Raw genomic sequence first — 20,881 nt, forward strand, 5'->3', positions numbered from 1 at the left:
ATATCCCCATGAGTCTTGAAAATGCCCCCGATGAGGTAAAACTGGCGGTCGATCTTATCTGTCTGCTGGAAGAAAACCGCATCCCGCCCGCAACCGTGCTCGCGGCGTTACAGATTGTCCGCCGCGATTATGAAAACAAACTGCGCGATACTGACGGTGATCAGGCCGGCTGAGCGCCGTCATCCTTATCTTTTCCCTGCACCTGCACTTCTTTACCGCTGTTCTGATCGTGGAGATACACTTCCAGCTGGTTGAAGGCGATATTGATATCGTTTTCACGCGCCATCCGGTCAATCGCGCGGTTCACTTCGTCCGTGGTGGCACTGCGGTCACCGATAGTGCGCACATAGAAACGCAGCTGGTGATCGAGACTGCTGGCACCAAACTCGGTGAAATACACGCCCGGCGCCGGGTCAGTCATCACTTTCGGGTTATCGGTGGCGGCTTTCAGTAAGACCTCTTTCACTTTCGCCAGATCCGAACCGTAAGCCACACCGACATTAATCACAATCCGCGTGACCGTATCAGACAGTGACCAGTTGGTCAGGCGCTCGGTCATAAAGGCTTTGTTCGGGATAATCACCTCTTTGCGGTCAAAATCAACCACCGTGGTCGCACGGATACGGATTTTGTTAACCGTACCGGAGAAGGTGCCGATAGTGACGGTATCGCCGATGCGGATCGGGCGCTCGAACAGAATAATGATACCAGAGACAAAGTTGGCGAAGATTTCCTGTAACCCGAAGCTGAGACCGAAGGTTAAGGCTGCCGCCAGCCACTGTAATTTACCCCACGACACCCCGAGCGTACCGAACGCGGCAATCGTCCCGATCCCGACAATCAGGTAAGTCAGAATCGTGGTGATGGCGTACGAGGTGCCCTGACGCAGCGAGAGACGTGAGAGCACAAGGACTTCCAGCAGCCCCGGCAGGTTGCGCATCATTATCCAGGAAATGACCACAATCAGGACAGACAGGATCAGATCCCCGAGCGTGATCGCCTCCACCACATTCCCCAGTGCGGTATCGACGTTGTAATGCCACAGCGTGATACTGTCGAAGAAAGAGAATATGGTAATAAAATCAGACCATATACCGTAGAACGCCACCGCAAAGACAATAAACAGCACCATCGAGGTCAGACGCAGTGACTGCTGATTAATCAGCTCCATCGACATCGGCGGCTCTTCCACAATCATATCCGGGACATCATCCCCCTCATGCTGTTCTTTATGCTGAACCTGCTGTTTCTGACGGCGGGCCAGCGCACGCTGATAGGTCAGCCGCCGCGCCGCCAGTGCCAGGCCGCGCAGACTGGTGTGATACACCATATACCACATCAGCAGCAGATAGAGGCTGTCTATCCAGCGGCTGCTGAGGCGCAGCGCCGTGTAGTAATACCCCAGACCGACCAGCACCACCAGAATCAGCGGAGAGAACGTCAGCAGGGTCAGCAGAAACGCCCGCACCAGGTGAGAGCCTTTCTCACGCCAGATCTCAATGCAGAACGGCAGTGTGAATGCAAAGACGAACACCAGCGCCACCGGCACCACCAGCTGACCAATCACATCATCCACCAGACGCAGCGGATATTCCATGCCGTAAGCGGCCCACAGCATAATCGGCAGCAGCGGCAGAGCCAGACGCACCAGTCTGCGGCGGCCGGTACGGCAGATCTCCGGGTCAATCCCGAAGTGCGTGACCGCAATGCCTTCCGGTTTCATCACCCGGTAGCTCCACTCGAACAGCACCCAGAAGAGTGCCAGCTGGCGGGAGATGGTCCACATCAGCGCGGAATCCGCACTGCCGGTTTTCAGGCAAAAATACCCGAAAGCGATGACAAGCAGTGAGGAAGGCAAGGTTTTGATCAGCGTCAGCCCCAGCGCCATCGGCGTGTATATCTGCCGGTCTTTTTTCAGCCGCCCGACATCGGCATTAATTTCCGCCAGTTTGGTATCAATATTCTTGGTACCGAAACGCAGCAGCAGCGCAATAATCAGCAGCGGAATGGTAATAAAGAGGGAATCGATAAAACCGTTGACCAGGCTTTGCAGTGACCAGTTCAGATCCAGTGACGTCAGCTCCTGTTTGGCTGCGCCCGGGAAAGACTGAAACCAGGCCAGGTTTACCGGTTTGTTACTGTTGACCCAGAAAATCTGCTGCGCGAGGGTTTTCTCCAGTGAAGCCACCACGGTAACCAGCTGAGTCTGATCCAGCTGCAGGTTAATCGCCTGGGAAATCTGGTTGCCCATCTGGGTATTCAGCTGATCCAGCAGATCCTGACGGACGGACACCACCTGCATCAGTGCATGCTTCTGAGCCCGCAGATCCGCTTCGGTCGCCGGTACATCATGGGTTTTGGCGTATTCGTCAATCAGGGTACTGACGAAATTGTCCGGCTGATAAAGCTTGTCGCGCTGCTGGTTAATTTCAAACTGCGCCAGGCGCATATCCGCAATTCTGTCCGGTAAATCCTTAATCAGTAAATCCGGCGGCAGGTTGATCTGCTCTTTAAACAGGATACGGGAGAGCAGCAGACTGCCGCGCAACACCGTAATCTGCTCTTTGAGGTTGCGCTCGGATTGCAGCGCGCGATCCAGAATACTGCGGATTTTAATCGTGCGCTGCACCAGCTGGTTATTATCACGGGTAGCGGCGACCAGTTTTTCACTTAAATCATGGTTGAGCGCGATTTCACGCTGCACCAGCGGATCGTCCTGCATATTACGCGGGGTATCATCCGAGCTCTGCGCCTCTTTGGCTGCTTCTTCCGAATAATCCAGCCGTTTACTGCTGACGGTTTCCTGAATCACATCAATATTGCTTTCCAGCTGTTTGATGCGTTCCACCACATAGTCACGCTGCACCTGCAGCAGGTTCTGCAGCAGGGTGTTCGACTGTAATGCCCGCTTCTGATAATCAATCTGCTGCTGTAAGTAATACTGCTCTACCTGAAGGGCTTCAATTTCCGTCGGCCGCAGCACTTTCTGGGCTGCCATAGAGTCATTCAGTTCAACGCGGATCTGCTGCAGGCGCTGTACATTGGCATACATAATATTCTGCGCGCGCTCAGGCTGAGTCTGGAGTGCAATCAGATCACTGTTATAAGAAGAGAGGTTATTCTGTGCGGTCTGCAACGCCTCAAGGGTGCTGTTAAGTTTCAGCTCCAGCTGTGAGAGCGGCAGATTCTCAATGGAGGCCCGGTATTCCGCCACGCCTTCATCCGTTAATGATTTAATCTGCGTAAATTTTTGTGTGACCTGATCTGACAATTTCGGGGCGTCATCCACCTGTTTTTTCAGTGCCTGCGATTTCTCTTTCAGGGCATCGAGATTGTCATAAAACACCAGCGCCCGCTCCAGATCCTGCACTGATAACTTATCAGCGGCAGTCTGTTCTTTGCGGTTATTCAGAGCATTGAGTTCGGTCTGAATGGTGTTGCGGTCCGGAATATCCGGCGCGGCCGCCAATGCACTGTTCTGAACCAGTACCGGCAGCAGAAAGATAAAACAGGTAAAAAGACGGAGGAAAATCTGCCTCAGCAGACCGGAAGCCGGGACACGGCTGATTCGCTTCATAATAATATCCACCTGTATCTGCCCTTCCCCGGCTGTTTGTTTCAGGTTATCTGATTAAAAGGTAATGATTTTTTCTGCATCCAGTGACCACTGTGCCAGTTCGGCCAGCGTCCCGACCTGCACACCGTCCACCAGCGGAAGCTCAGTGATACCGCGCGCATCGGTGCAGGTTTTGCACAGCTTAATCTCTGTTTTCTGTGCCAGCAGGATCTCCAGCATCTGTTTCAGGTTATAACCTTCTTTCGGCTGCTGACCGCGTAACCCGGCAACCACCGCATCTGACATCAGAAAAATATTCATCGGCACCTGAGTATCCTGCTCTTTAATCGCAATTGCCAGACGCAGAGCATTAAATAAAGATTCACTGCCATACGCAGCGCCGTTGGCAATAATTAATACAGGCTTCATACATGATATCCTTAAGGTTAATGTTATAAAATGTAAATCAGGCGTCTGCCGGCGGTAGTTGCATATTTTTACTGAGCATTAACATATCCAGATAACCGTCAACCAAATATTCGGCCTGCCCGCTGATATTAAAACTCTCGCTGGAAAAGAGCCAGTTTTCTAACAGCCCGGTTATCATCCCGCGCAGCATAATAGCCGCACGGCGCAGGTCGAGGGTTGACGGCAGCAGCCCCAGAGTGACACTTTCTATCAGAAAAGATTCTATTCTGGAGTATTCCGCAGCATATAAATTTTGTCTGATGGTAATTAATTCGCTCATTTCACCGGTAAATTCACATTTATGAAATGAAATGCTCAAAATAGCCCGCATTTTGGGATCGGATGCCACAGACGTCAGAATGTAAATTAATATTTTCTTAAACACTAAAAGTGGATTATCCGGGTATTTTGCCCGATACTCTTGTTCAATAAAGCCAATTTTCGTATCGGTTATCGAACAGACTTCAGTAAACAGATCAACTTTATTTTTGAAGTGCCAATAGATCGCACCACGGGTCACACCTGCTTGCTTTGCAATATCCACTAATGACGTCGCAGACACGCCCCGCTCACTGAAGGCGGTCAATGCGGCATCAATAATCTGCCGGCGGGTTTCTCCGGCCTGTTGTTTAGTTTTTCGTGCCATGTAAGGCCTGTGTCATCTGAAGTTAATTTACATACATTCGTGTATGTTTGTATTATAGCACGCTGATTTATTAGTTAATCAACCATATTTACCGGTTAAAAATCGACATTTTATAGAGGTTTACTATGCGAAAAAACAGAGGCGTTCTACCTCTGGCGATGCTCGTTCTGTCCGGGAGCTTTCTGCTGTCCGGATGTGGTGAAGAGCAGAAGCAAGGGGGCGAAATGCCACCGCCGGATGTTAAAGTTGTCACACTGAAAGCGGCACCACTGACAGTGAGCACGGAACTGCCGGGACGAACTTCTGCTTACCGCATCGCGGAAGTGCGCCCTCAGGTCGGCGGCATCATTTTAAAACGCAACTACAAAGAAGGAAGTGACGTCAAAGAAGGCGAATCGCTCTATCAAATTGATCCGGCTCCTTTTCAGGCCACGCTGAACAGCGCGCAGGCTGAACTGGCCAAAGCCAGAGCGAATGCCGAACTGGCCCGCCTGACAGTGAACCGCTATAAACCGTTGCTGGGAACAAACTATATCAGCCGCCAGGATTATGATGAGGCGGTCTCCACATACGCACAGGCTCAGGCTGCGGTTCAGGCTGCACAGGCTGCGGTTCAGACAGCACAAATCAACCTGAACTACACCAAAGTTACGTCACCGATTTCCGGCCTGTCCGGGAAATCAAACGTGACTGAGGGTGCATTAGTGGCAACGGGTCAGACCCAGGCACTGACACTGGTTCAGCAGATCGACCCTATCTATGTGGATGTAACTCAGTCCAGCGATGATTATCTGCGTCTGAAACACGAAATCGCCAGCGGTGTCGTGGATAAAGAACAGGGTAAAGTGGCGGTCAGTCTGGTGACAGCGGAAAACAAAGATTATACCCATAAAGGTTATCTGGAATTCTCCGATGTGACGGTTGACGAAACCACCGGTTCTATCACCATGCGCGCCGTGTTCCCGAACCCGCAGGAAACCCTGCTGCCGGGCATGTTTGTCCGCGCCCGTGTTGATGAAGGTGTGCGTCCTGACGCCATCCTGATCCCTCAGCAGGGTGTTATCCGTACAGCCAAAGGGGGTGCGGTGGTTAACATTGTGAACGCCAAAAATGAAATCGAAGTCCGTCCGGTCACTGTCGGTCAGTCTTACGGCAGCTCATGGCTGGTCACATCCGGTGTGAACGATGGTGAGCGCGTGGTGGTTGAAGGCTTCCAGAAAATCAAAGCGGGTGCTGCCGTTAAGGCAACAGAAGCAGATTTAAATGCACAGCCGGCGGCTGCGCCGAAAAATACTGAATCTGCTCAGAAGTCCCAATAAGGAGTCAGTGATTCATGCCAAAGTTTTTTATTGAAAGACCGATATTTGCATGGGTAATCGCCATTATTACCATGCTTGCAGGTCTGTTGGCGATCATGAAACTGCCGGTGGCACAGTATCCGACTGTTGCACCGCCGACTATTTCAATTTCCGCAAACTATCCGGGCGCCGATGCCGAAACGGTTCAGAACACGGTAACGCAGGTTATCGAACAGAACATGAACGGTATCGACAAAATGGTGTACATGTCTTCAACCAGTGACTCAGCGGGTAACATGAATATCTCGCTGACCTTTGAAGCGGACGCCAACCCGGATATTGCTCAGGTACAGGTTCAGAATAAACTCCAGCTGGCAATGCCGCTGCTTCCTCAGGAAGTTCAGCAGCAGGGGATCACGGTTGAGAAATCAGCCAGTTCATTCCTGCTGGTGGCGGGTTTTATCTCTGAAGACGGCTCAATGTCACAAAATGACATTGCGGACTATGTCGGCTCCAACATCAAAGATCCGATCAGCCGTGTCGGCGGTGTGGGTGAGACCCAGCTGTTCGGCAGCCCGTATGCGATGCGTATCTGGCTTGACCCGGATAAACTGGTTAAATACAACCTGAGTACAATTGATATCATCAATGCCATTCAGGTACAAAACAACCAGGTTGCCGCCGGTCAGTTAGGGGGAACCCCGCCGGTACCAAACCAGCGCCTGAACGCCTCCATCATTGCACAGACCCGTCTGAACAGTCCTGAGCAGTTTCAGGAAATCATGCTGCGGGTTAACACTGACGGCTCCGTTGTCCGCCTGAAAGATGTGGCATATGTTGAACTGGGTGCAGAAAACTACGGCAGTATCGCCCGCTATAACGGTAAACCGGCAGCGGGTATCGGGATCAAACTGGCGACCGGCGCTAACGCACTGGATACCGCCAAAGCAGTCCGCGATACACTGAACAATATGTCCGAGTTCTTCCCGGACGGTCTGACTGTTGTTTATCCGTACGATACAACACCATTCGTCAAAATCTCCATTTTCGAAGTGGTGAAAACACTGGTCGAAGCGATCATGCTGGTGTTTGTGGTGATGTATCTGTTCCTGCAAAACTTCCGTGCAACGCTGATCCCGACAATCGCCGTACCGGTGGTACTGCTGGGGACCTTTGCCACCCTCGCCGCCTTCGGGTATTCGATCAATACCCTGACGATGTTTGCGATGGTACTGGCAATCGGTCTTCTGGTGGATGACGCCATCGTGGTGGTGGAAAACGTCGAGCGTGTTATGCAGGAGACCGGCCTGCCGCCGAAAGAAGCCACAAAAGTGTCGATGGTTCAGATCCAGAGCGCCCTGGTCGGTATCGCCATGGTGTTATCAGCGGTATTTATTCCGATGGCCTTCTTCGGCGGGTCAACCGGAGCAATCTACCGTCAGTTCTCGATTACCATTGTTTCCGCGATGATATTATCCGTCTTCGTGGCACTGATCCTGACACCGGCACTGTGTGCCACTATGCTTAAACCAATCACCAAAGGCAGCCACGGCACACAAACCGGGTTCTTCGGCTGGTTTAACCGTATGTTTGAGAAGCAGACCAACCACTACACCAACAGTGTGGGCCGTATGCTGCGCGGGACCGGGCGTTACCTGCTAATCTATGTGCTGCTGGTTGCAGGCATGATCTTCATGTTTACCCGTCTGCCGACATCATTCCTGCCTGAAGAGGACCAGGGCGTACTGCTGACGATGGTTCAGTTATCTCCCGGCTCCACACAGGAACAAACCCAGATTGTTCTTGATGGTGTCAGTAAGTACTATCTGGAAAATGAAAAAGACGTGGTTGAATCTGTCTTTACCGTTAACGGCTTCGGCTTTGCGGGTCAGGGACAGAATATGGGTCTGGCGTTTATCGTTCTGAAAAACTGGGATGAACGTAAGGCGAAAGAAGATAAGGTGGAAGCGGTTGTTGCACGCGCCAACCAGCACTTCTTTACCGATACCTCAGCCATGATCTTCGCGGTTAACATTCCGCCGATTGTGGAACTGGGTTCATCCAGCGGCTTCGATCTCGAACTGATGGATAACGCCAACCAGGGTCACGAAGCACTGACCGCTGCCCGTAACCAGTTACTGAAGATGGCAGGCGAGCATCCGGATATGCTGGTGCAGGTGCGTCCGAACGGGATGGAAGATACCTCACAGTATCATATCCATGTCGATCAGCAGAAAGCGGAGGCATTAGGGGTTGATATCCAAACCATTAACGCCGCGCTGAGCACCATGTTCGGCGGCAGCTACGTCAACGACTTTATCGACCGCGGTCGTGTGAAGAAAGTGTACGTACAGGCTGATGCGCCGTTCCGTATGCAGCCGAAAAATATTGCCGAGCAGTATGTCCGCAATAATCAGGGTCAGATGGTACCATTCTCTGCCTTTATCGATACGCAAAAGGATCCGTGGACCTTCGGTTCACCGCGCCTTGAACGTTATAACGGTATTCCGGCTATGCAGATTCAGGGCAGCGCCGCACCGGGTAAAAGTAGTGGTGATGCGATGGCACTGATGGAAAGCATGGCGAAAGAACTGCCGCAGGGCTTTGGTGTTGAATGGACAGGTATGTCTTACCAGGAAAAACTGTCCGGTAACCAGGCCCCGGCGCTGTATACCATCTCTCTGATTGTGGTCTTCCTCTGTCTGGCGGCCCTGTATGAGAGCTGGTCGGTTCCGTTCTCTGTTATGCTGGTGGTTCCGCTCGGGGTTATCGGCGCACTGTTACTGACCCACGCACGCGGGCTGGATAACGACGTGTACTTCAAGGTCGGTCTGCTGACAACCATCGGGCTGTCGGCGAAGAACGCCATCCTGATTGTGGAATTCGCCAAAGACCTGATGGAGAAAGAAGGTAAAGGGCTGATTGAAGCAACACTGGAAGCCGTTAAGATGCGTCTGCGTCCTATCCTGATGACATCACTGGCCTTTATGCTCGGGGTTATACCATTAGTCCTGAGTAACGGTGCCGGTTCCGGTGCACAGAACGCCGTTGGTACCGGGGTATTCGGTGGTATGATCGCCGCGACCTCACTGGCTATCTTCTTCGTACCGGTCTTCTATGTGGTTATCCGCCGTCGCTTCAGTAAGAAGAGTGACGATATTGAGCATGCTCATGCGGTCACGCAGAAAAGTGATAGTCCTGACGGATTTTAATCCTGCTTAAACATAAAAAGGTCACATTAGTGACCTTTTTTATTTTTTTGACATGACGAATATTTTTAAATTTGAGTAAAAAAAACTTAAATAAACAATAGATGAGTGTAAATTATCACTTTTCACAAATGTAAGGTTTTGTCATAACACGTTATGATTCATCACCTGTCCTTCTTCATAAAAATTCAGTAAATTTAAGCAGATGAGTAATTACAGACTGTGTATCCACGCATTTATTCTGTATTTAAATTTATTTTTTTTGTATTTTGGCTAGTGACAAGAGCCGAAATAGTGTTATATTACCAGCAGGGTTAACTCAGACCTTTTTATCCACATCTTTTTCCGGAACATCACGTTCACTGACTGAAACAGATTAACACGTAATCAGCGTCTGGTTATCCGCTTGTGCTGAACGGATCTTTACGTTACCTTTATTTATAATTAAAGGCTGATGCTATATATAATATACCAACGTCGATAACGTAATACCTTACTCATGTGTTAATTATAATTTAACGTTTTTCAGCGCCTTATCATTCCCGGTTACATTCAGGAGGTGATTATGGACGAGTATTCTCCACGAAATTACGATATTGCGGTATTGAAGTATCTGTGCGATGAACTTTGCCGTGAAGGCACACAAACGCTCATCAGAAGCAATAATTATTGGGTTAATGATTTAGCCTCAGATTCAAACTTAAAACTTAACGAATTATTAGGTTACATTGCTGACGTAACCTGGAGTTTTAAGATAAAACATACACAAAATAAGGACCTCATCTCATTTGTCGATGAATACATCGATGAAACTTACGCGCTGTTTGGTCAGATGGAAGTTTCATTTAATGAGGTTGAGGAATGGAAGAAGATGGCATCAATGGTAAGCAGCATGCTGACCAGCGAGGGGCATCTTGTCCACTAACGGAATACAGACCTATATATCAGTATATTGCGTACTAACAACTCAGCAAGAAGATAACATATGATGACTAAACTGGACTATCTCATGCGCTTACGTAAGTGCACTTCGATTGAAACACTGGAACGTGTCATTGAGAAGAACAAATATGAACTGACTGATGACGAGCTGGAGGTTTTTTATTCAGCGGCTGATCATCGTCTGGCTGAATTAACCATGAATAAACTGTATGACAAAATCCCGGCATCTGTCTGGAAGTTTGTCCGTTAATTCAGTCTGCTGTAACTGCCTCTCTTTCAGGCAATAGTCTTATTTTTAGTGATCCCGGGCCAAAGGCACAGCTGGCTGACTTTGGCTTTTGATCATGCCCGCTATTTATCCTGCTATTCTTTACCTATATTACGTTACAGATATAATTTATAACAAAAGCATATATTTTCTGTTTTTTTCACTCACCAGGTTATTAAATTCCGATACGTATTTATTAATACACCTGCTGTACAGAAAATTACATTTTCACTATTTACCACTATGATGTGTTAAATCAAAAATAAAATTTTTATCTGAACATGCTGTTTTATGTGAAACTCATTCTTTTATACTGACAACATAAAACAAATTTTACACATATTGCTGTATCCTTTTACCTGATGTTATCTGCTGAATGCTCCGGTTTGCGCGGACAGAGATAACGTTAAATCATGAATATATGAACAATATGCGCCGGATGAATATCAGAAGATATCGTCTGTTCAGACAGGGAGGTTCAGAATCAGGAACGGGATAATCACAGAGACGGGTACAACTGAAATGGGTGGGGGCCTTGCCAGCGACATCCCGGCACACAATTCCCCTGCTATGGCTGCTTCCTTCCGGACCTGACCGAGTTAACAAGTTCATGTTGCGGGAGAACCAACAAAGCCCCCATAGGAACCCTCAATAATGAGGCGGTGTCATTATCCGGGATCAGCACTGAAATAGCAAGGCAACCGGCGCTGACCGCTGTATTTTTACACACCACTGACACAACAACAGACCTCTGCCGGCCGGGAACCGCACATAACGGCGGTTTATCATTTTTCAATTGCACTGACAGCGATTAGAATGACCGGTTCCTGCTGAAATACTTAATAAGGGTAATTATGAGCCTGGCATTAGAAAACCTGATAAACCTGATGGCACTCGAAAAACTCGAAGACGGGTTATTCCGGGGGCAAAGTGAAGATCTCGGCCTGCCACAGGTCTTTGGCGGACAAGTTGCCGGACAGGCACTGTATGCAGCGGGACAAACCGTTCCGGCTGATCGCCGCGTTCATTCATTTCACAGCTATTTTCTGCGCCCGGGCGACAGCCATAAACCCATTATTTATGATGTGGAAAATCTGCGTGACGGCAAGAGTTTCAGTGCCCGCCGTGTCAGCGCTATTCAGAACGGAAAACCGATTTTCTATATGACCGCCTCTTTCCAGGGGGAAGAGAGCAGTTTTGAGCATCAGAATACCATGCCGGATGTTCCCGGCCCTGACGGACTCGCCTCTGAAACCGATATCGCCCGCAAGATTGCCGCGAATCTGCCGCCGAAAATGCAGGCGCTGTTCCTGCGGGAACAGGCCATTGAATGGCGGCCGGTGCGGTTTTACAGCCCGTTTCAGAACCCGGAAAATCCACCGGTGCGCTATACCTGGCTGAAAACCAACGGCGCAATGCCGGATGATCAGGCGCTGCATCAGTATCTGCTCAGTTATGCTTCTGACTACAATTTCCTGCCGACCGCTCTCCAGCCGCATGGCTACGGCTTTATGCAGCCGGAAATTCAGATTGCCACCATCGATCATTCCATGTGGTATCACCGCCCGTTCCGGCTGGATGAATGGCTGCTGTATGCGGTGGAAAGCCCGACAGCGTCCGGCGGACGCGGATTTGTCCGTGGTCACTTCTATAATCAGGCCGGTGTGCTGGTTGCTTCTACGGTGCAGGAGGGTGTTCTGCGCTTACGGGAGAAATAAATATCCCGCTGGCAACAATAAAAAAAGCCCCCGCTGCACAGTTGTGAGCGGGGGCTTACTTTTTTACGGCTTATGACCGGTTATAGGCCTGTTCGCCGTGCGTGCTGATATCCAGCCCGTTGATCTCGTCTTCTTCTGTGCAGCGTACACCGGTTGTCAGTGCCGCGCATTTGAATGCGATGTAAGTAATCACTCCGCTCCAGAGCACAGTCACCAGGATACTTTCCGCCTGAATCCATACCTGATGCAGCATAGTGACACCTTCCGCGTAACCGGTACCACCGAGCGCAGACGCAGTAAAAACCCCTGTCAGCAGACAGCCCGCAATGCCGCAAACCCCGTGGATCCCAAAGACATCACAGACATCATCGGCTTTCAGGCGGCGTTTCAGTGCGGTGACCCCCCAGTAACCGGCAAGACCGCTGACCAGACCAATGACAATAGCTCCCGCAACGCCCACTGTACCGGCTGCCGGGGTGATACCGACCAGACCGCCGATACAACCGGAACATGCACCAAGAAGTGAGGGCTTACCCCGCATGCACCACTCTGCTATCACCCACGCCAGCACCCCCGCTGCTACCGCAATCACCGTATTCAGAAAAGCCAGCGCCGCAATACCATCCGGTTTTCCTGCAGATCCGGCATTAAACCCGAACCAGCCTATATAAAGGATAGCCGTACCGGTAAAGACCATCGGCAGACTGTGCGGTTTGGTGGCTGTTTTGCCCGGTAACAGGCGCGCTCCTAATATGTAAGCACCAACTAACCCGGCAACCGCCGCGTTAATATGCACCACGGTTCCCCCGGCAAAATCCAGTGCGCCATCTTCCGCCAGCCAACCGCCGCCCCAGACCATATGCGCCATTGGCACATAAGCCAGAGAGAACCAGATAACGGTAAACAGCAGAAAAGCCGTAAATTTTATCCGCTCCGCCAGCGCACCGGTGATAAGCGCAACAGTAATCGCCGCAAATGAACCCTGGAAAATAACGTGCGTCAGCTGGCTGATGCTGCCGCTGTTACTGACAGGCGTTATCCCGCTGAGAAATGCATTCGACAAGCCGCCAATCACACCATTTCCGTCAGAAAATGCCATGCTGTAACCGTAAAAAATCCATAACAGCAGTACCAGTGCGAAACTGACAATCACCTGTGTCATGACTGACAGCACATTCTCACGCCGTACCAGTCCGCCGTAAAACAATGCGATACCGGGAAGTGTCATAAAATACACCAGTGCGGCGCAAATCAGCATAAAACCATTATCCGCGCGATCCATTCCTTCCGTTGCACTGAAGGCCGGGAACGGCAGCACGGAAGACATCACAACAGGCAGGATCATTTTTCGTTTCATCATCTGAGTCTCTCCGTGCGGTTTAAATAGCTTCATCATTTTGTTCACCGGTACGGATCCGCACCGCCTGTATAATGTCTGAAACAAATATTTTCCCGTCACCGATACTGCCCGTGTATGCCGAGCGGCAAATTGCCTCAATAATGCGATCAAGGGAATCATCAGGCACAACAATATTAATCTGTGTTTTCGGCAGAAAATCCGTGCTGTACTCTTCCCCCCGGTACAGCTCAGTATGCCCCTTCTGTCTGCCCGCCCCCCGCACTTCCAGTACGGTTAATCCCTGAATACCTTCTTCGTTCAGCACATCTCTGACGTCATTAAGTTTAAAAGGTTTGATGATGGCCATTATCATTTTCATCGCATTCTCCGCTTCAGGTTGCTGGTGTCCTGCGGATAAATTGCAAAAGTGATGCCAATATGCAGAATAAAAATTAAATCTATTGATAACAACGGGATAGAAATAAAAAAGGTGCCTGATTCATCAGACACCTTTTCCGGTGATGCGGGGATTGCACTTTTTTACAGCACCATGCACCTGTTTATGTGAACGATCTCACAATTATAGTGCAGGGGCAGCGTTCTCTTCCGGGGCATTCAGTGATTCCCCGACCTGCTGCAGCTGATACATCTGGTAGTAGCGACCCTTCTCTGCCAGTAACGCCCGGTGAGAGCCGTATTCCGCCATTTCGCCGCGGTTAAGCACATAAATGGTATCCGCATCAACAATCGTGGACAGCCGGTGTGCAATCACCACCAGTGTGGTTTCACGGCGGATCAGCTGTAAGGCTTTCTGAATCGCCTGCTCGGTGCCGGAATCGATATTTGCAGTTGCTTCATCCAGGATCAGGATTTTCGGGGTCTGCACCAGCACCCGTGCCATGGCCAGCAGCTGTTTCTGCCCGTCAGACAAGGTGTTACCCTGCTCGCCCAGTTCAGTATCCAGGCCGTATTCAAGCTGTGAGACATGTTCACTCAGCTGAACCATCTCCAGCACCCGGTGAATACGCTCATCATCAATATCCCGTCCGAGGGTGATATTGTCGCGGAAGGACGCGGCCATAATGACCGGGTCCTGCTGCACCATTGCAATGCCCTGTCGCAGCGCTCTGTGTGAGAATTGTTCCAGCGGACGTCCGCCGAGGTTGATTTCCCCGGCCTGCCACGGATAGTAGCCCATCAGCAGGTTTGCCAGTGTGCTTTTCCCGCTGCCGGTGTGCCCGACAAAGGCGATAAAACTGTGCTCCGCCACATCAATGCTGATATCACGCAACACCGGTTTTCCCGGCTGATAGGCAAATGTCAGGTGTGATACACGAATACTGCCGCTGGTCAGCGGCTGATCATCCGCCCCGTATTTCTGCTGCGGGCTGTCCATCAGCTCAAAAACACGCTCACCGGAAATCACTGCCTGCTGTAAAACAGACTGCTGGGATGTCAGCGTGATCAGTGGTTCATTCAGCCGCCCGAGGTAGGTGATAAAGGCGTACAGCACCCCGACGCCGATAACACCGGTGCCCCCGATCCCGAACAGCAGCATCAGGCCGCAAAGGATCGCTGCTGAAAACAGGCTCAGCAGCGGACGCAGCAAAATGCCGTCCAGCCGCAGTGCCGCCATTCTGACCTCATAGTGGCGGCGGTTGGCGGCAAACATCCGCTCCCCGAAACGCGCCTGCTGGCGAAACTGCTGAATCACCGTCATGCCGCTGATAATTTCATGGAAACCATCATTAATATCCGCCAGATAGCTGCGCACCCGGCGCACAATCGGCGTACTCAGCCGCTGATAGATCCACATCACCAGCATCACCGCCGGGAACATGGCGGTTGCCACCAGCGCCATCCGCCACTCCAGCGAATACATGGCGATCAGCATCACCACAATCAGCGCCACGCTGCGGAACAGTGTCGGCAACACGTTAACAAACAGGTCTTTGATCATCTCGGTGTCATTGGTAACACGGGAGATCAACTGCCCGACCGGCTGAGTATCAAAGGCACTCAGCGGCTGGCGCAGCGCGGCATCCATCACATCAGCGCGCAGTGTCTGTACCACGCCGACAGCGGCCTGATTGAAATAGATAAGCTGAAAATAGTGCAGCAGCGACGCGGCAATCTGTAAGGCGATAAACCCGGCCACCAGCAGCAATGTCACCGGCAGGACAATCTGGTTTTTTGCCACCATATTGTCGATAAAATAACTCACCAGAACCGGTGCCGCCACTTCTGCAATGGCAGTCAGCCACAGCATCACAATGGCAACCGCCATCGGGCGGCGGTAGTTACGGCCATAGCCGAGCAGACGTTTCAGCGACGGCCACAGGTTTTTTGCCGTTTCCGGGCGGGTCTGTTCACTCATCGAGCGCGGCCTCTAACTGCTGATAATGATACATTTCGCGATACCATCCGTTCTGATTAATCAGTTCCTGATGACGCCCCTGCGCACTGATACCGCCCTGTTGCAGCACAAGAATATTGTCGGCTTCCGTCAGCGCCGAAAGCCGGTGTGCACTGATAATCACCGTACGGCCTTCCCCCCAGTGCCGCAGATTCTGCAGGATCCGGTATTCCGTCTGCCCGTCCACTGCGGAAAGTGCATCATCGAGGATCAGGATCTCGGCATCCATCAGCAAAGCGCGGGCAATGGAGATCCGCTGTTTTTGCCCGCCGGACAACATCACGCCCCGCTCACCGGCCTGAGTCTCATAACCGAGCGGCAATCGTTCAATATCATCATGGACACTGGCGAGCCGGGCCGCGTGTTCAATTTCGTCCTGTGTCGCCCCGGGCCGACCCAGCGCAATATTGTTGGCGATAGTATCGGAGAACAGAAACGGCGTCTGGTTCACCACCGCCAGCCGGGCATGCCAACCGTCGAAGGTCAGTTCCTGCAGCGGTTTGCCCTGAAAACAGATAGTTCCCGCTGTCACATCATAATGACGCTGGATCAGTGCCAGCAGCGTGGATTTTCCGCAGCCGGTCGGGCCGCACAACCCGAGCAACCGGCCCGGTCTGAGGGTAAAACGGATATCATGCAGAACCGCCCGGCGGCTTTCCGGATAACAGAATTTATCCACTGCCACTGACAGCTCCCCGCGCCCCGGTTGCGGGGATTCAGTGCCGTCCGCCAGTACCGGCGGGGTTTCCAGAAGGGATTGGATCCGGCTGTAGGCCGCGCTGCCGCGCTCGACAATGTTAAACATCCAGGCTAATGCCAGCATCGGCCAGATCATCAGCCCTAGATACATAATAAAGCTGGTCAGCCCGCCGAGTGTCAGTGTGCCCTGCATCACCATCCAGCTGCCGCCGGCAACCGCGAGCAGGTTTGACATCCCGATCGCCATTATAATGGTCGGGTCGAAACGGGCATCTATCTGTGCCACATGCATATTTTTGCGTCCGGCTTCTGCCGCAACGGATTCAAACCGGGAAGACTGGTGATCTTCCAGGCCAAACGCTTTAATCATCCGGATACTGCTGAGACTTTCCTGTGCGTGATTATTCAGAGAGGAGAAAGCGCCCTGCGCTGTTTTAAAACGCTGATGCAGCTGCTGCCCGTAACGTTTGATTGCCAGGGCCATCAACGGCATCGGCAGCAGGGAAAGGAGGGTCAGCTGCCAGCTGATCTCAATACTCATCGTCAGCAGCACCACCAGTCCCATGACAAAAGAATCCACCAGTGTCAGCACGCCCTCGCCGGCGGCAAACACCACTTTGTCCACGTCATTGGTACTGCGGGCGATCAGGTCACCGGTCCGGTAACGATGATAAAAGGCTGGTGACTGGCGGCTGAACTGCCGGTAAAAATCCTGCCGCAGACGCACCGCCAGCTTGTAGGAAGCACCGAATAGCCAGACCCGCCAGATATAGCGCAGGATATAAATCACCAGCGCGATAAGCAGCATCACGCCGACCCAGCCCCACAACGCTGAGGTGGTCATCGTCTCTTTGGTCACGCCGTCAACAATGATGCCGACAAAACGCGGCGGCAGGATCTGTAACACCGCGATAATGATCAGAAAAGTGACCGCACCGGTATAGCGCCGCCATTCACTGAGGAAATACCATTTTAATTGGGCAAATAATCTCACAGGATCCCGTATAACATCTCAGGTTAATAATCAGTCCGCTTTGCATTTTTCCGGAATCGGCAACGCGGTGGTGTACTTTATGCGCTCCATCGCAAAATTGGAAGTCACATCAATTAAACCGGGCACACCGTTAACCAGTTTTTTGTAGAAATGATCGAAACATTTCATGTCCACCACTTCGACCTGCAACATGTAATCAAATTCCCCGGCCATCCGGTAAAATTCCACCACATCAGGCATCTGCTGCACAAATTCCACAAACTGAGTATACCACTCGCTGCTGTGGTGCTGTGTCTTGATCATGACGATCACGGTCAGTCCCAGCCCGAGTTTTTCCGGGTCCAGCAGCGCCACACGTTTGCGGATATACCCTTCATCCTCCAGCCGTTTCAGCCGTTTCCAGCAGGGTGTGGATGTCAGGTTCACCGCTTCGGACAGGGTGTTCAGTGATAATGACGCATCTTCCTGCAAGAGTTGTAACAATTTACGGTCTGTTTTATCTAACATATCGCCACCAGAGAGAATAAATTTCTCCATATCATGCATGATACAGAAAATAGAAAAAGCCTTTTCTCTCACAGAATTGCTAAGATGCATCAACAGACCGTGAGGAGATACTACATGACAACCCAATGGACCACATCCGCCATTAATGCCATTCAGGCCGATTATCAGCGCAGTGCCGACACCCACCTGATCCCGCTGGAATTACCCGTTTACCCGGGGGTTTCATTATATCTCAAAGATGAAAGTACTCATCCGACCGGCAGTCTGAAACACCGTCTGGCGCGTTCGCTTTTCCTGTACGGCCTGTGTAACGGCTGGATCCGTGAAGGCACGCCGGTGATTGAAGCGTCTTCCGGCAGCACCGCTGTCTCGGAAGCTTACTTCGCCCGTCTTCTCGGCCTGCCGTTTATCGCCGTGATGCCGCGCTGTACTGCACGCCGCAAAATTGAACAAATTGAGTTCTACGGCGGACAGTGCCACTTTGTGGACAGCAGCGCACAGATTTACGCGGAATCCGAGCGTCTGGCCCGCGAAACCGGCGGACACTATATGGATCAGTTTACCTATGCCGAGCGTGCCACTGACTGGCGCGGCAACAACAATATCGCCGAAAGTATTTACCGTCAGATGTCGCGGGAAGCCCATCCGGTGCCGCGTTACATTGTGATGAGTGCGGGCACCGGCGGTACGTCAGCCACCCTCGGCCGGTTTATCCGCTACCAGGGGCATGACACAAAACTGGTTGTTGTTGATCCTGAAAACTCCGTTTTTCATGACTGCTATCATCAGAAATGCTCACATCTGCGCTGCGATACCGGCAGTAAGATTGAGGGTATCGGTCGTCCGCGTGCGGAACCGTCCTTTATCCCGGGCGTCATTGATGATGTGATCAAAGTCAGTGACCAGTGCAGTATCGCAACCCTTTACTGGCTGGAAAAACTGCTCGGCCGCCGTACCGGAGCCTCCACCGGCACCAATGTCTGGGGTGCCCTGCAACTGGCAAAGCAGATGCATGAACAGCAACAGAGCGGTTCCATTGTGACACTGATTTGCGACAGCGGCGAACGCTATCCGGACACCTATTACAACCCGCAGTGGGTGGCGGACAATATCGGTGATCTGACTGACGCACAGGCAACACTACCCAAATGGTGATGCAGCCGTTACCATAAACCTTATCTTTTTATAATGAGGTTTAGCGATGAAACGTGCTGTGGTCGTATTCAGTGGCGGGCAGGACTCCACAACCTGCCTGATTCAGGCACTCCGTAACTATGATGAAGTGCATTGTGTGACGTTTGATTACGGACAGCGCCATAGTCAGGAAATAGATGTCGCCCGTAAACTCAGTCTGCAACTGGGTGCGGCGGCACATAAGGTGCTGGATGTCTCTCTGCTGAATGAACTGGCGGTCAGCAGTCTGACCCGTGATAACATTCCGGTTCCGGGATTCAGTGAAAGTGAACAAAGTGATATCCCGAATACCTTTGTCCCCGGCCGTAATATCCTGTTTCTCACTCTGACGGCGATTTATGCCTATCAGGTCAATGCCGAAGCGATTATCACCGGTGTCTGTGAAACTGATTTTTCCGGTTATCCGGATTGCCGGGACGAGTTTGTCAAAGCACTGAACAACGCGGTTAACGCCGGTCTTGCCCGTGATATCCGCTTTGAAACCCCGCTGATGTGGCTGGATAAAGCACAGACCTGGGCACTGGCTGACTATTACGGACAGCTGGATACCGTCCGCACAGAAACACTGACCTGCTATAACGGTATTCAGGGGGATGGCTGCGGGGAATGCGCGGCCTGCCATCTGCGCCGCAACGGGCTGGACAACTATCTTGCTGACCGCAGTGCTGTTATGGCCGCCATGAAAAAAATCACCGGCCTGCAATAAGCACTTGTTACGCCCGGCACCCCGCCGGGCATTTTTCTGTACTGACGGTGATCAACTTTCTTTCGGTGCCGCCAGCAACTCAAATTTATCGCGGATTTCCCCTTCAATCGGGATCGCTTTACCGGTTTTCATATTTACAAAGACAAAGGTCACTTCCGCATCCGCCACAACCTGCTTATCTTCCTGACGGGTAATAATCTGTTTGAGAATACCGCTTTTCTGCCCCGCGTGCTGTAAATAGCTGTCTATCACCAGCCGCTCTCCCACATACACCGGCAGCCGGTAGTTAATATTGATATTCACCACCACCACGGCGATATCCATCTGTTTAAACCAGCGGTAAGCATCGTAGCTTTCCAGCCAGTCCCAGCGGGCGGCCTCCAGAAACTCCAGATAACGCGCATTGTTAACATGTCCGAAGGCATCAATATGGTAGCCAATCACTTTAATTGTGGTGCTCATAATATCTCTCCCTTTACTTCTGTTTCCGGTATTCCCTTCCCCGTCAGCCCGGGGAAGGGAAATCAGCCTCTGCTGATATTACAATGCTATTTTATCACTGTTCATCGTAAAAATACGTTCACCAATACCATATACATCCTTCAGTTGTTCTGCAGAAGTAAATGGCCCGTTTTCCGTGCGGTACTCCACAATCCGCTGTGCTTTTTTCGGCCCGACACCACTGAGTTCCCGTGCCAGCTCTTCCGCTGTCGCAGTATTAATACTGATACGGTTTTCCTGTGAGACGGACGGCTGAACCTGCGTACTTTCTGCCGGTTGTGCCGCCTGAGCCAGTGCGGATGTACTGAAAAAACCGCCGGTTAACAGTGCTGAAGTTAATAATAATGCAGATGTCCATTTTGTTTTCATGCTATTTCTCCTTTTGTGTTTAGCACGAAACGGAGTGTCGCAAAAATTTTT

At 51.3% G+C, this 20,881-nt stretch carries 18 protein-coding genes and 1 other RNA gene; 8 read left to right on the forward strand and 11 right to left on the reverse strand.

The features are described 5' to 3' along the window. Positions 1-8 precede the first annotated feature (8 nt). Positions 9-173, forward strand: coding sequence for a pleiotropic regulatory protein RsmS (rsmS, locus tag ACF8OF_RS09780; RefSeq protein ID WP_262859098.1), 165 nt, complete (start codon positions 9-11; stop codon positions 171-173). Here rsmS and mscK read toward each other — a convergent pair. The 3 genes from mscK to acrR are packed head-to-tail and all read right to left on the reverse strand — an operon-like array spanning position 161 to position 4,670. After that, positions 161-3,577, reverse strand: a complete 3,417-nt coding sequence (gene mscK, locus ACF8OF_RS09785) for a mechanosensitive channel MscK (protein ID WP_392496462.1) — start codon at positions 3,575-3,577, stop codon at positions 161-163. The genes rsmS and mscK overlap by 13 nt on opposite strands. A 54-nt stretch (positions 3,578-3,631) precedes the next feature. After that, positions 3,632-3,985, reverse strand: a complete 354-nt coding sequence (locus tag ACF8OF_RS09790; RefSeq protein WP_279798810.1) for a DsrE/DsrF/TusD sulfur relay family protein — start codon at positions 3,983-3,985, stop codon at positions 3,632-3,634. Positions 3,986-4,022: 37 nt separating this feature from the next. Further along, positions 4,023-4,670 (reverse strand): multidrug efflux transporter transcriptional repressor AcrR, encoded by a 648-nt coding sequence (gene acrR / locus ACF8OF_RS09795; protein WP_045138041.1) that lies wholly within the window; start codon positions 4,668-4,670, stop codon positions 4,023-4,025. A gap of 125 nt (positions 4,671-4,795) precedes the next feature. Between acrR and ACF8OF_RS09800 the strand changes: the two genes are divergently transcribed. From ACF8OF_RS09800 to ACF8OF_RS09815, 4 genes are all read left to right on the forward strand, one after another. After that, positions 4,796-5,989 (forward strand): efflux RND transporter periplasmic adaptor subunit, encoded by a 1,194-nt coding sequence (locus ACF8OF_RS09800; protein ID WP_025151708.1) that lies wholly within the window; start codon positions 4,796-4,798, stop codon positions 5,987-5,989. A 14-nt stretch (positions 5,990-6,003) separates the two neighbouring features. Continuing rightward, the gene (locus tag ACF8OF_RS09805; protein ID WP_025151709.1) at positions 6,004-9,180 is read left to right on the forward strand and encodes an efflux RND transporter permease subunit; all 3,177 of its coding nucleotides are present in this window, start codon (positions 6,004-6,006) and stop codon (positions 9,178-9,180) included. A gap of 562 nt (positions 9,181-9,742) precedes the next feature. Then, positions 9,743-10,102, forward strand: a complete 360-nt coding sequence (gene tomB, locus ACF8OF_RS09810; protein ID WP_392496464.1) for an Hha toxicity modulator TomB — start codon at positions 9,743-9,745, stop codon at positions 10,100-10,102. Between the two features lie 63 nt (positions 10,103-10,165). Then, the gene (locus ACF8OF_RS09815) at positions 10,166-10,369 is read left to right on the forward strand and encodes an HHA domain-containing protein (RefSeq protein ID WP_024474604.1); all 204 of its coding nucleotides are present in this window, start codon (positions 10,166-10,168) and stop codon (positions 10,367-10,369) included. A 551-nt stretch (positions 10,370-10,920) separates the two neighbouring features. Here the strand turns inward: ACF8OF_RS09815 and ffs are convergent. After that, an RNA gene (ffs, locus tag ACF8OF_RS09820) (signal recognition particle sRNA small type) lies at positions 10,921-11,017 on the reverse strand. 224 nt (positions 11,018-11,241) lie between these two features. Between ffs and tesB the strand changes: the two genes are divergently transcribed. After that, on the forward strand, positions 11,242-12,105 hold the full coding sequence (tesB, locus tag ACF8OF_RS09825) for an acyl-CoA thioesterase II (protein ID WP_262859094.1): 864 nt from the start codon (positions 11,242-11,244) through the stop codon (positions 12,103-12,105). A gap of 70 nt (positions 12,106-12,175) precedes the next feature. On the opposite strand, the gene amtB is transcribed toward tesB, so the two are convergent. The 5 genes from amtB to ACF8OF_RS09850 form a co-directional block, all read right to left on the reverse strand. After that, a complete protein-coding gene (gene amtB, locus ACF8OF_RS09830) occupies positions 12,176-13,465 on the reverse strand; it encodes an ammonium transporter AmtB (protein ID WP_262881987.1) in 1,290 nt (429 codons plus the stop codon). A 19-nt stretch (positions 13,466-13,484) separates the two neighbouring features. Further along, on the reverse strand, positions 13,485-13,823 hold the full coding sequence (locus tag ACF8OF_RS09835) for a P-II family nitrogen regulator (RefSeq protein WP_392496466.1): 339 nt from the start codon (positions 13,821-13,823) through the stop codon (positions 13,485-13,487). A gap of 201 nt (positions 13,824-14,024) precedes the next feature. Then, positions 14,025-15,821 (reverse strand): SmdB family multidrug efflux ABC transporter permease/ATP-binding protein, encoded by a 1,797-nt coding sequence (locus ACF8OF_RS09840; protein ID WP_392496468.1) that lies wholly within the window; start codon positions 15,819-15,821, stop codon positions 14,025-14,027. Beyond that, positions 15,814-17,553 (reverse strand): SmdA family multidrug ABC transporter permease/ATP-binding protein, encoded by a 1,740-nt coding sequence (locus ACF8OF_RS09845; RefSeq protein ID WP_392496469.1) that lies wholly within the window; start codon positions 17,551-17,553, stop codon positions 15,814-15,816. The genes ACF8OF_RS09840 and ACF8OF_RS09845 overlap by 8 nt, the downstream gene beginning before the upstream one ends. 30 nt (positions 17,554-17,583) lie before the next feature. Beyond that, positions 17,584-18,060: an Lrp/AsnC family transcriptional regulator gene (locus ACF8OF_RS09850; RefSeq protein ID WP_072869666.1), complete on the reverse strand. Its 477-nt coding sequence runs from the start codon at positions 18,058-18,060 to the stop codon at positions 17,584-17,586. A 114-nt stretch (positions 18,061-18,174) separates the two neighbouring features. On the opposite strand from ACF8OF_RS09850, the gene ACF8OF_RS09855 reads away from it, so the two are divergent. Together ACF8OF_RS09855 and queC are read left to right on the forward strand one after the other, a co-directional pair. Then, entirely contained in the window at positions 18,175-19,215 is a 1,041-nt protein-coding gene (locus ACF8OF_RS09855; RefSeq protein WP_262859089.1) for a PLP-dependent cysteine synthase family protein, read from the forward strand. Between the two features lie 46 nt (positions 19,216-19,261). Then, positions 19,262-19,960, forward strand: a complete 699-nt coding sequence (queC, locus tag ACF8OF_RS09860; RefSeq protein WP_262859088.1) for a 7-cyano-7-deazaguanine synthase QueC — start codon at positions 19,262-19,264, stop codon at positions 19,958-19,960. Positions 19,961-20,011: 51 nt separating this feature from the next. On the opposite strand, the gene ACF8OF_RS09865 is transcribed toward queC, so the two are convergent. Both ACF8OF_RS09865 and ACF8OF_RS09870 read right to left on the reverse strand, forming a co-directional pair. Beyond that, the gene (locus tag ACF8OF_RS09865) at positions 20,012-20,422 is read right to left on the reverse strand and encodes a thioesterase family protein (RefSeq protein ID WP_025151719.1); all 411 of its coding nucleotides are present in this window, start codon (positions 20,420-20,422) and stop codon (positions 20,012-20,014) included. 78 nt (positions 20,423-20,500) lie between these two features. Further along, complete coding sequence (locus ACF8OF_RS09870) at positions 20,501-20,830, reverse strand: helix-hairpin-helix domain-containing protein (protein WP_025151720.1); 330 nt, start codon at positions 20,828-20,830, stop codon at positions 20,501-20,503. Positions 20,831-20,881: the final 51 nt, after the last annotated feature.

Origin of the sequence: Morganella sp. TYF_1 (genome assembly GCF_043105645.1) — a bacterium.
In the GTDB taxonomy this organism is placed as follows: domain Bacteria; phylum Pseudomonadota; class Gammaproteobacteria; order Enterobacterales; family Enterobacteriaceae; genus Morganella; species Morganella morganii_B.

Coding starts and splice junctions, on each gene's coding strand:
- rsmS (WP_262859098.1), top strand. CDS start 9: ATGAGTCTTGAAAATGCCCCCGATGAGGTAAAACTGGCGGTCGATCTT.
- mscK (WP_392496462.1), bottom strand. CDS start 3,577: ATGAAGCGAATCAGCCGTGTCCCGGCTTCCGGTCTGCTGAGGCAGATT.
- ACF8OF_RS09790 (WP_279798810.1), bottom strand. CDS start 3,985: ATGAAGCCTGTATTAATTATTGCCAACGGCGCTGCGTATGGCAGTGAA.
- acrR (WP_045138041.1), bottom strand. CDS start 4,670: ATGGCACGAAAAACTAAACAACAGGCCGGAGAAACCCGCCGGCAGATT.
- ACF8OF_RS09800 (WP_025151708.1), top strand. CDS start 4,796: ATGCGAAAAAACAGAGGCGTTCTACCTCTGGCGATGCTCGTTCTGTCC.
- ACF8OF_RS09805 (WP_025151709.1), top strand. CDS start 6,004: ATGCCAAAGTTTTTTATTGAAAGACCGATATTTGCATGGGTAATCGCC.
- tomB (WP_392496464.1), top strand. CDS start 9,743: ATGGACGAGTATTCTCCACGAAATTACGATATTGCGGTATTGAAGTAT.
- ACF8OF_RS09815 (WP_024474604.1), top strand. CDS start 10,166: ATGACTAAACTGGACTATCTCATGCGCTTACGTAAGTGCACTTCGATT.
- tesB (WP_262859094.1), top strand. CDS start 11,242: ATGAGCCTGGCATTAGAAAACCTGATAAACCTGATGGCACTCGAAAAA.
- amtB (WP_262881987.1), bottom strand. CDS start 13,465: ATGATGAAACGAAAAATGATCCTGCCTGTTGTGATGTCTTCCGTGCTG.
- ACF8OF_RS09835 (WP_392496466.1), bottom strand. CDS start 13,823: ATGAAAATGATAATGGCCATCATCAAACCTTTTAAACTTAATGACGTC.
- ACF8OF_RS09840 (WP_392496468.1), bottom strand. CDS start 15,821: ATGAGTGAACAGACCCGCCCGGAAACGGCAAAAAACCTGTGGCCGTCG.
- ACF8OF_RS09850 (WP_072869666.1), bottom strand. CDS start 18,060: ATGTTAGATAAAACAGACCGTAAATTGTTACAACTCTTGCAGGAAGAT.
- ACF8OF_RS09855 (WP_262859089.1), top strand. CDS start 18,175: ATGACAACCCAATGGACCACATCCGCCATTAATGCCATTCAGGCCGAT.
- queC (WP_262859088.1), top strand. CDS start 19,262: ATGAAACGTGCTGTGGTCGTATTCAGTGGCGGGCAGGACTCCACAACC.
- ACF8OF_RS09865 (WP_025151719.1), bottom strand. CDS start 20,422: ATGAGCACCACAATTAAAGTGATTGGCTACCATATTGATGCCTTCGGA.
- ACF8OF_RS09870 (WP_025151720.1), bottom strand. CDS start 20,830: ATGAAAACAAAATGGACATCTGCATTATTATTAACTTCAGCACTGTTA.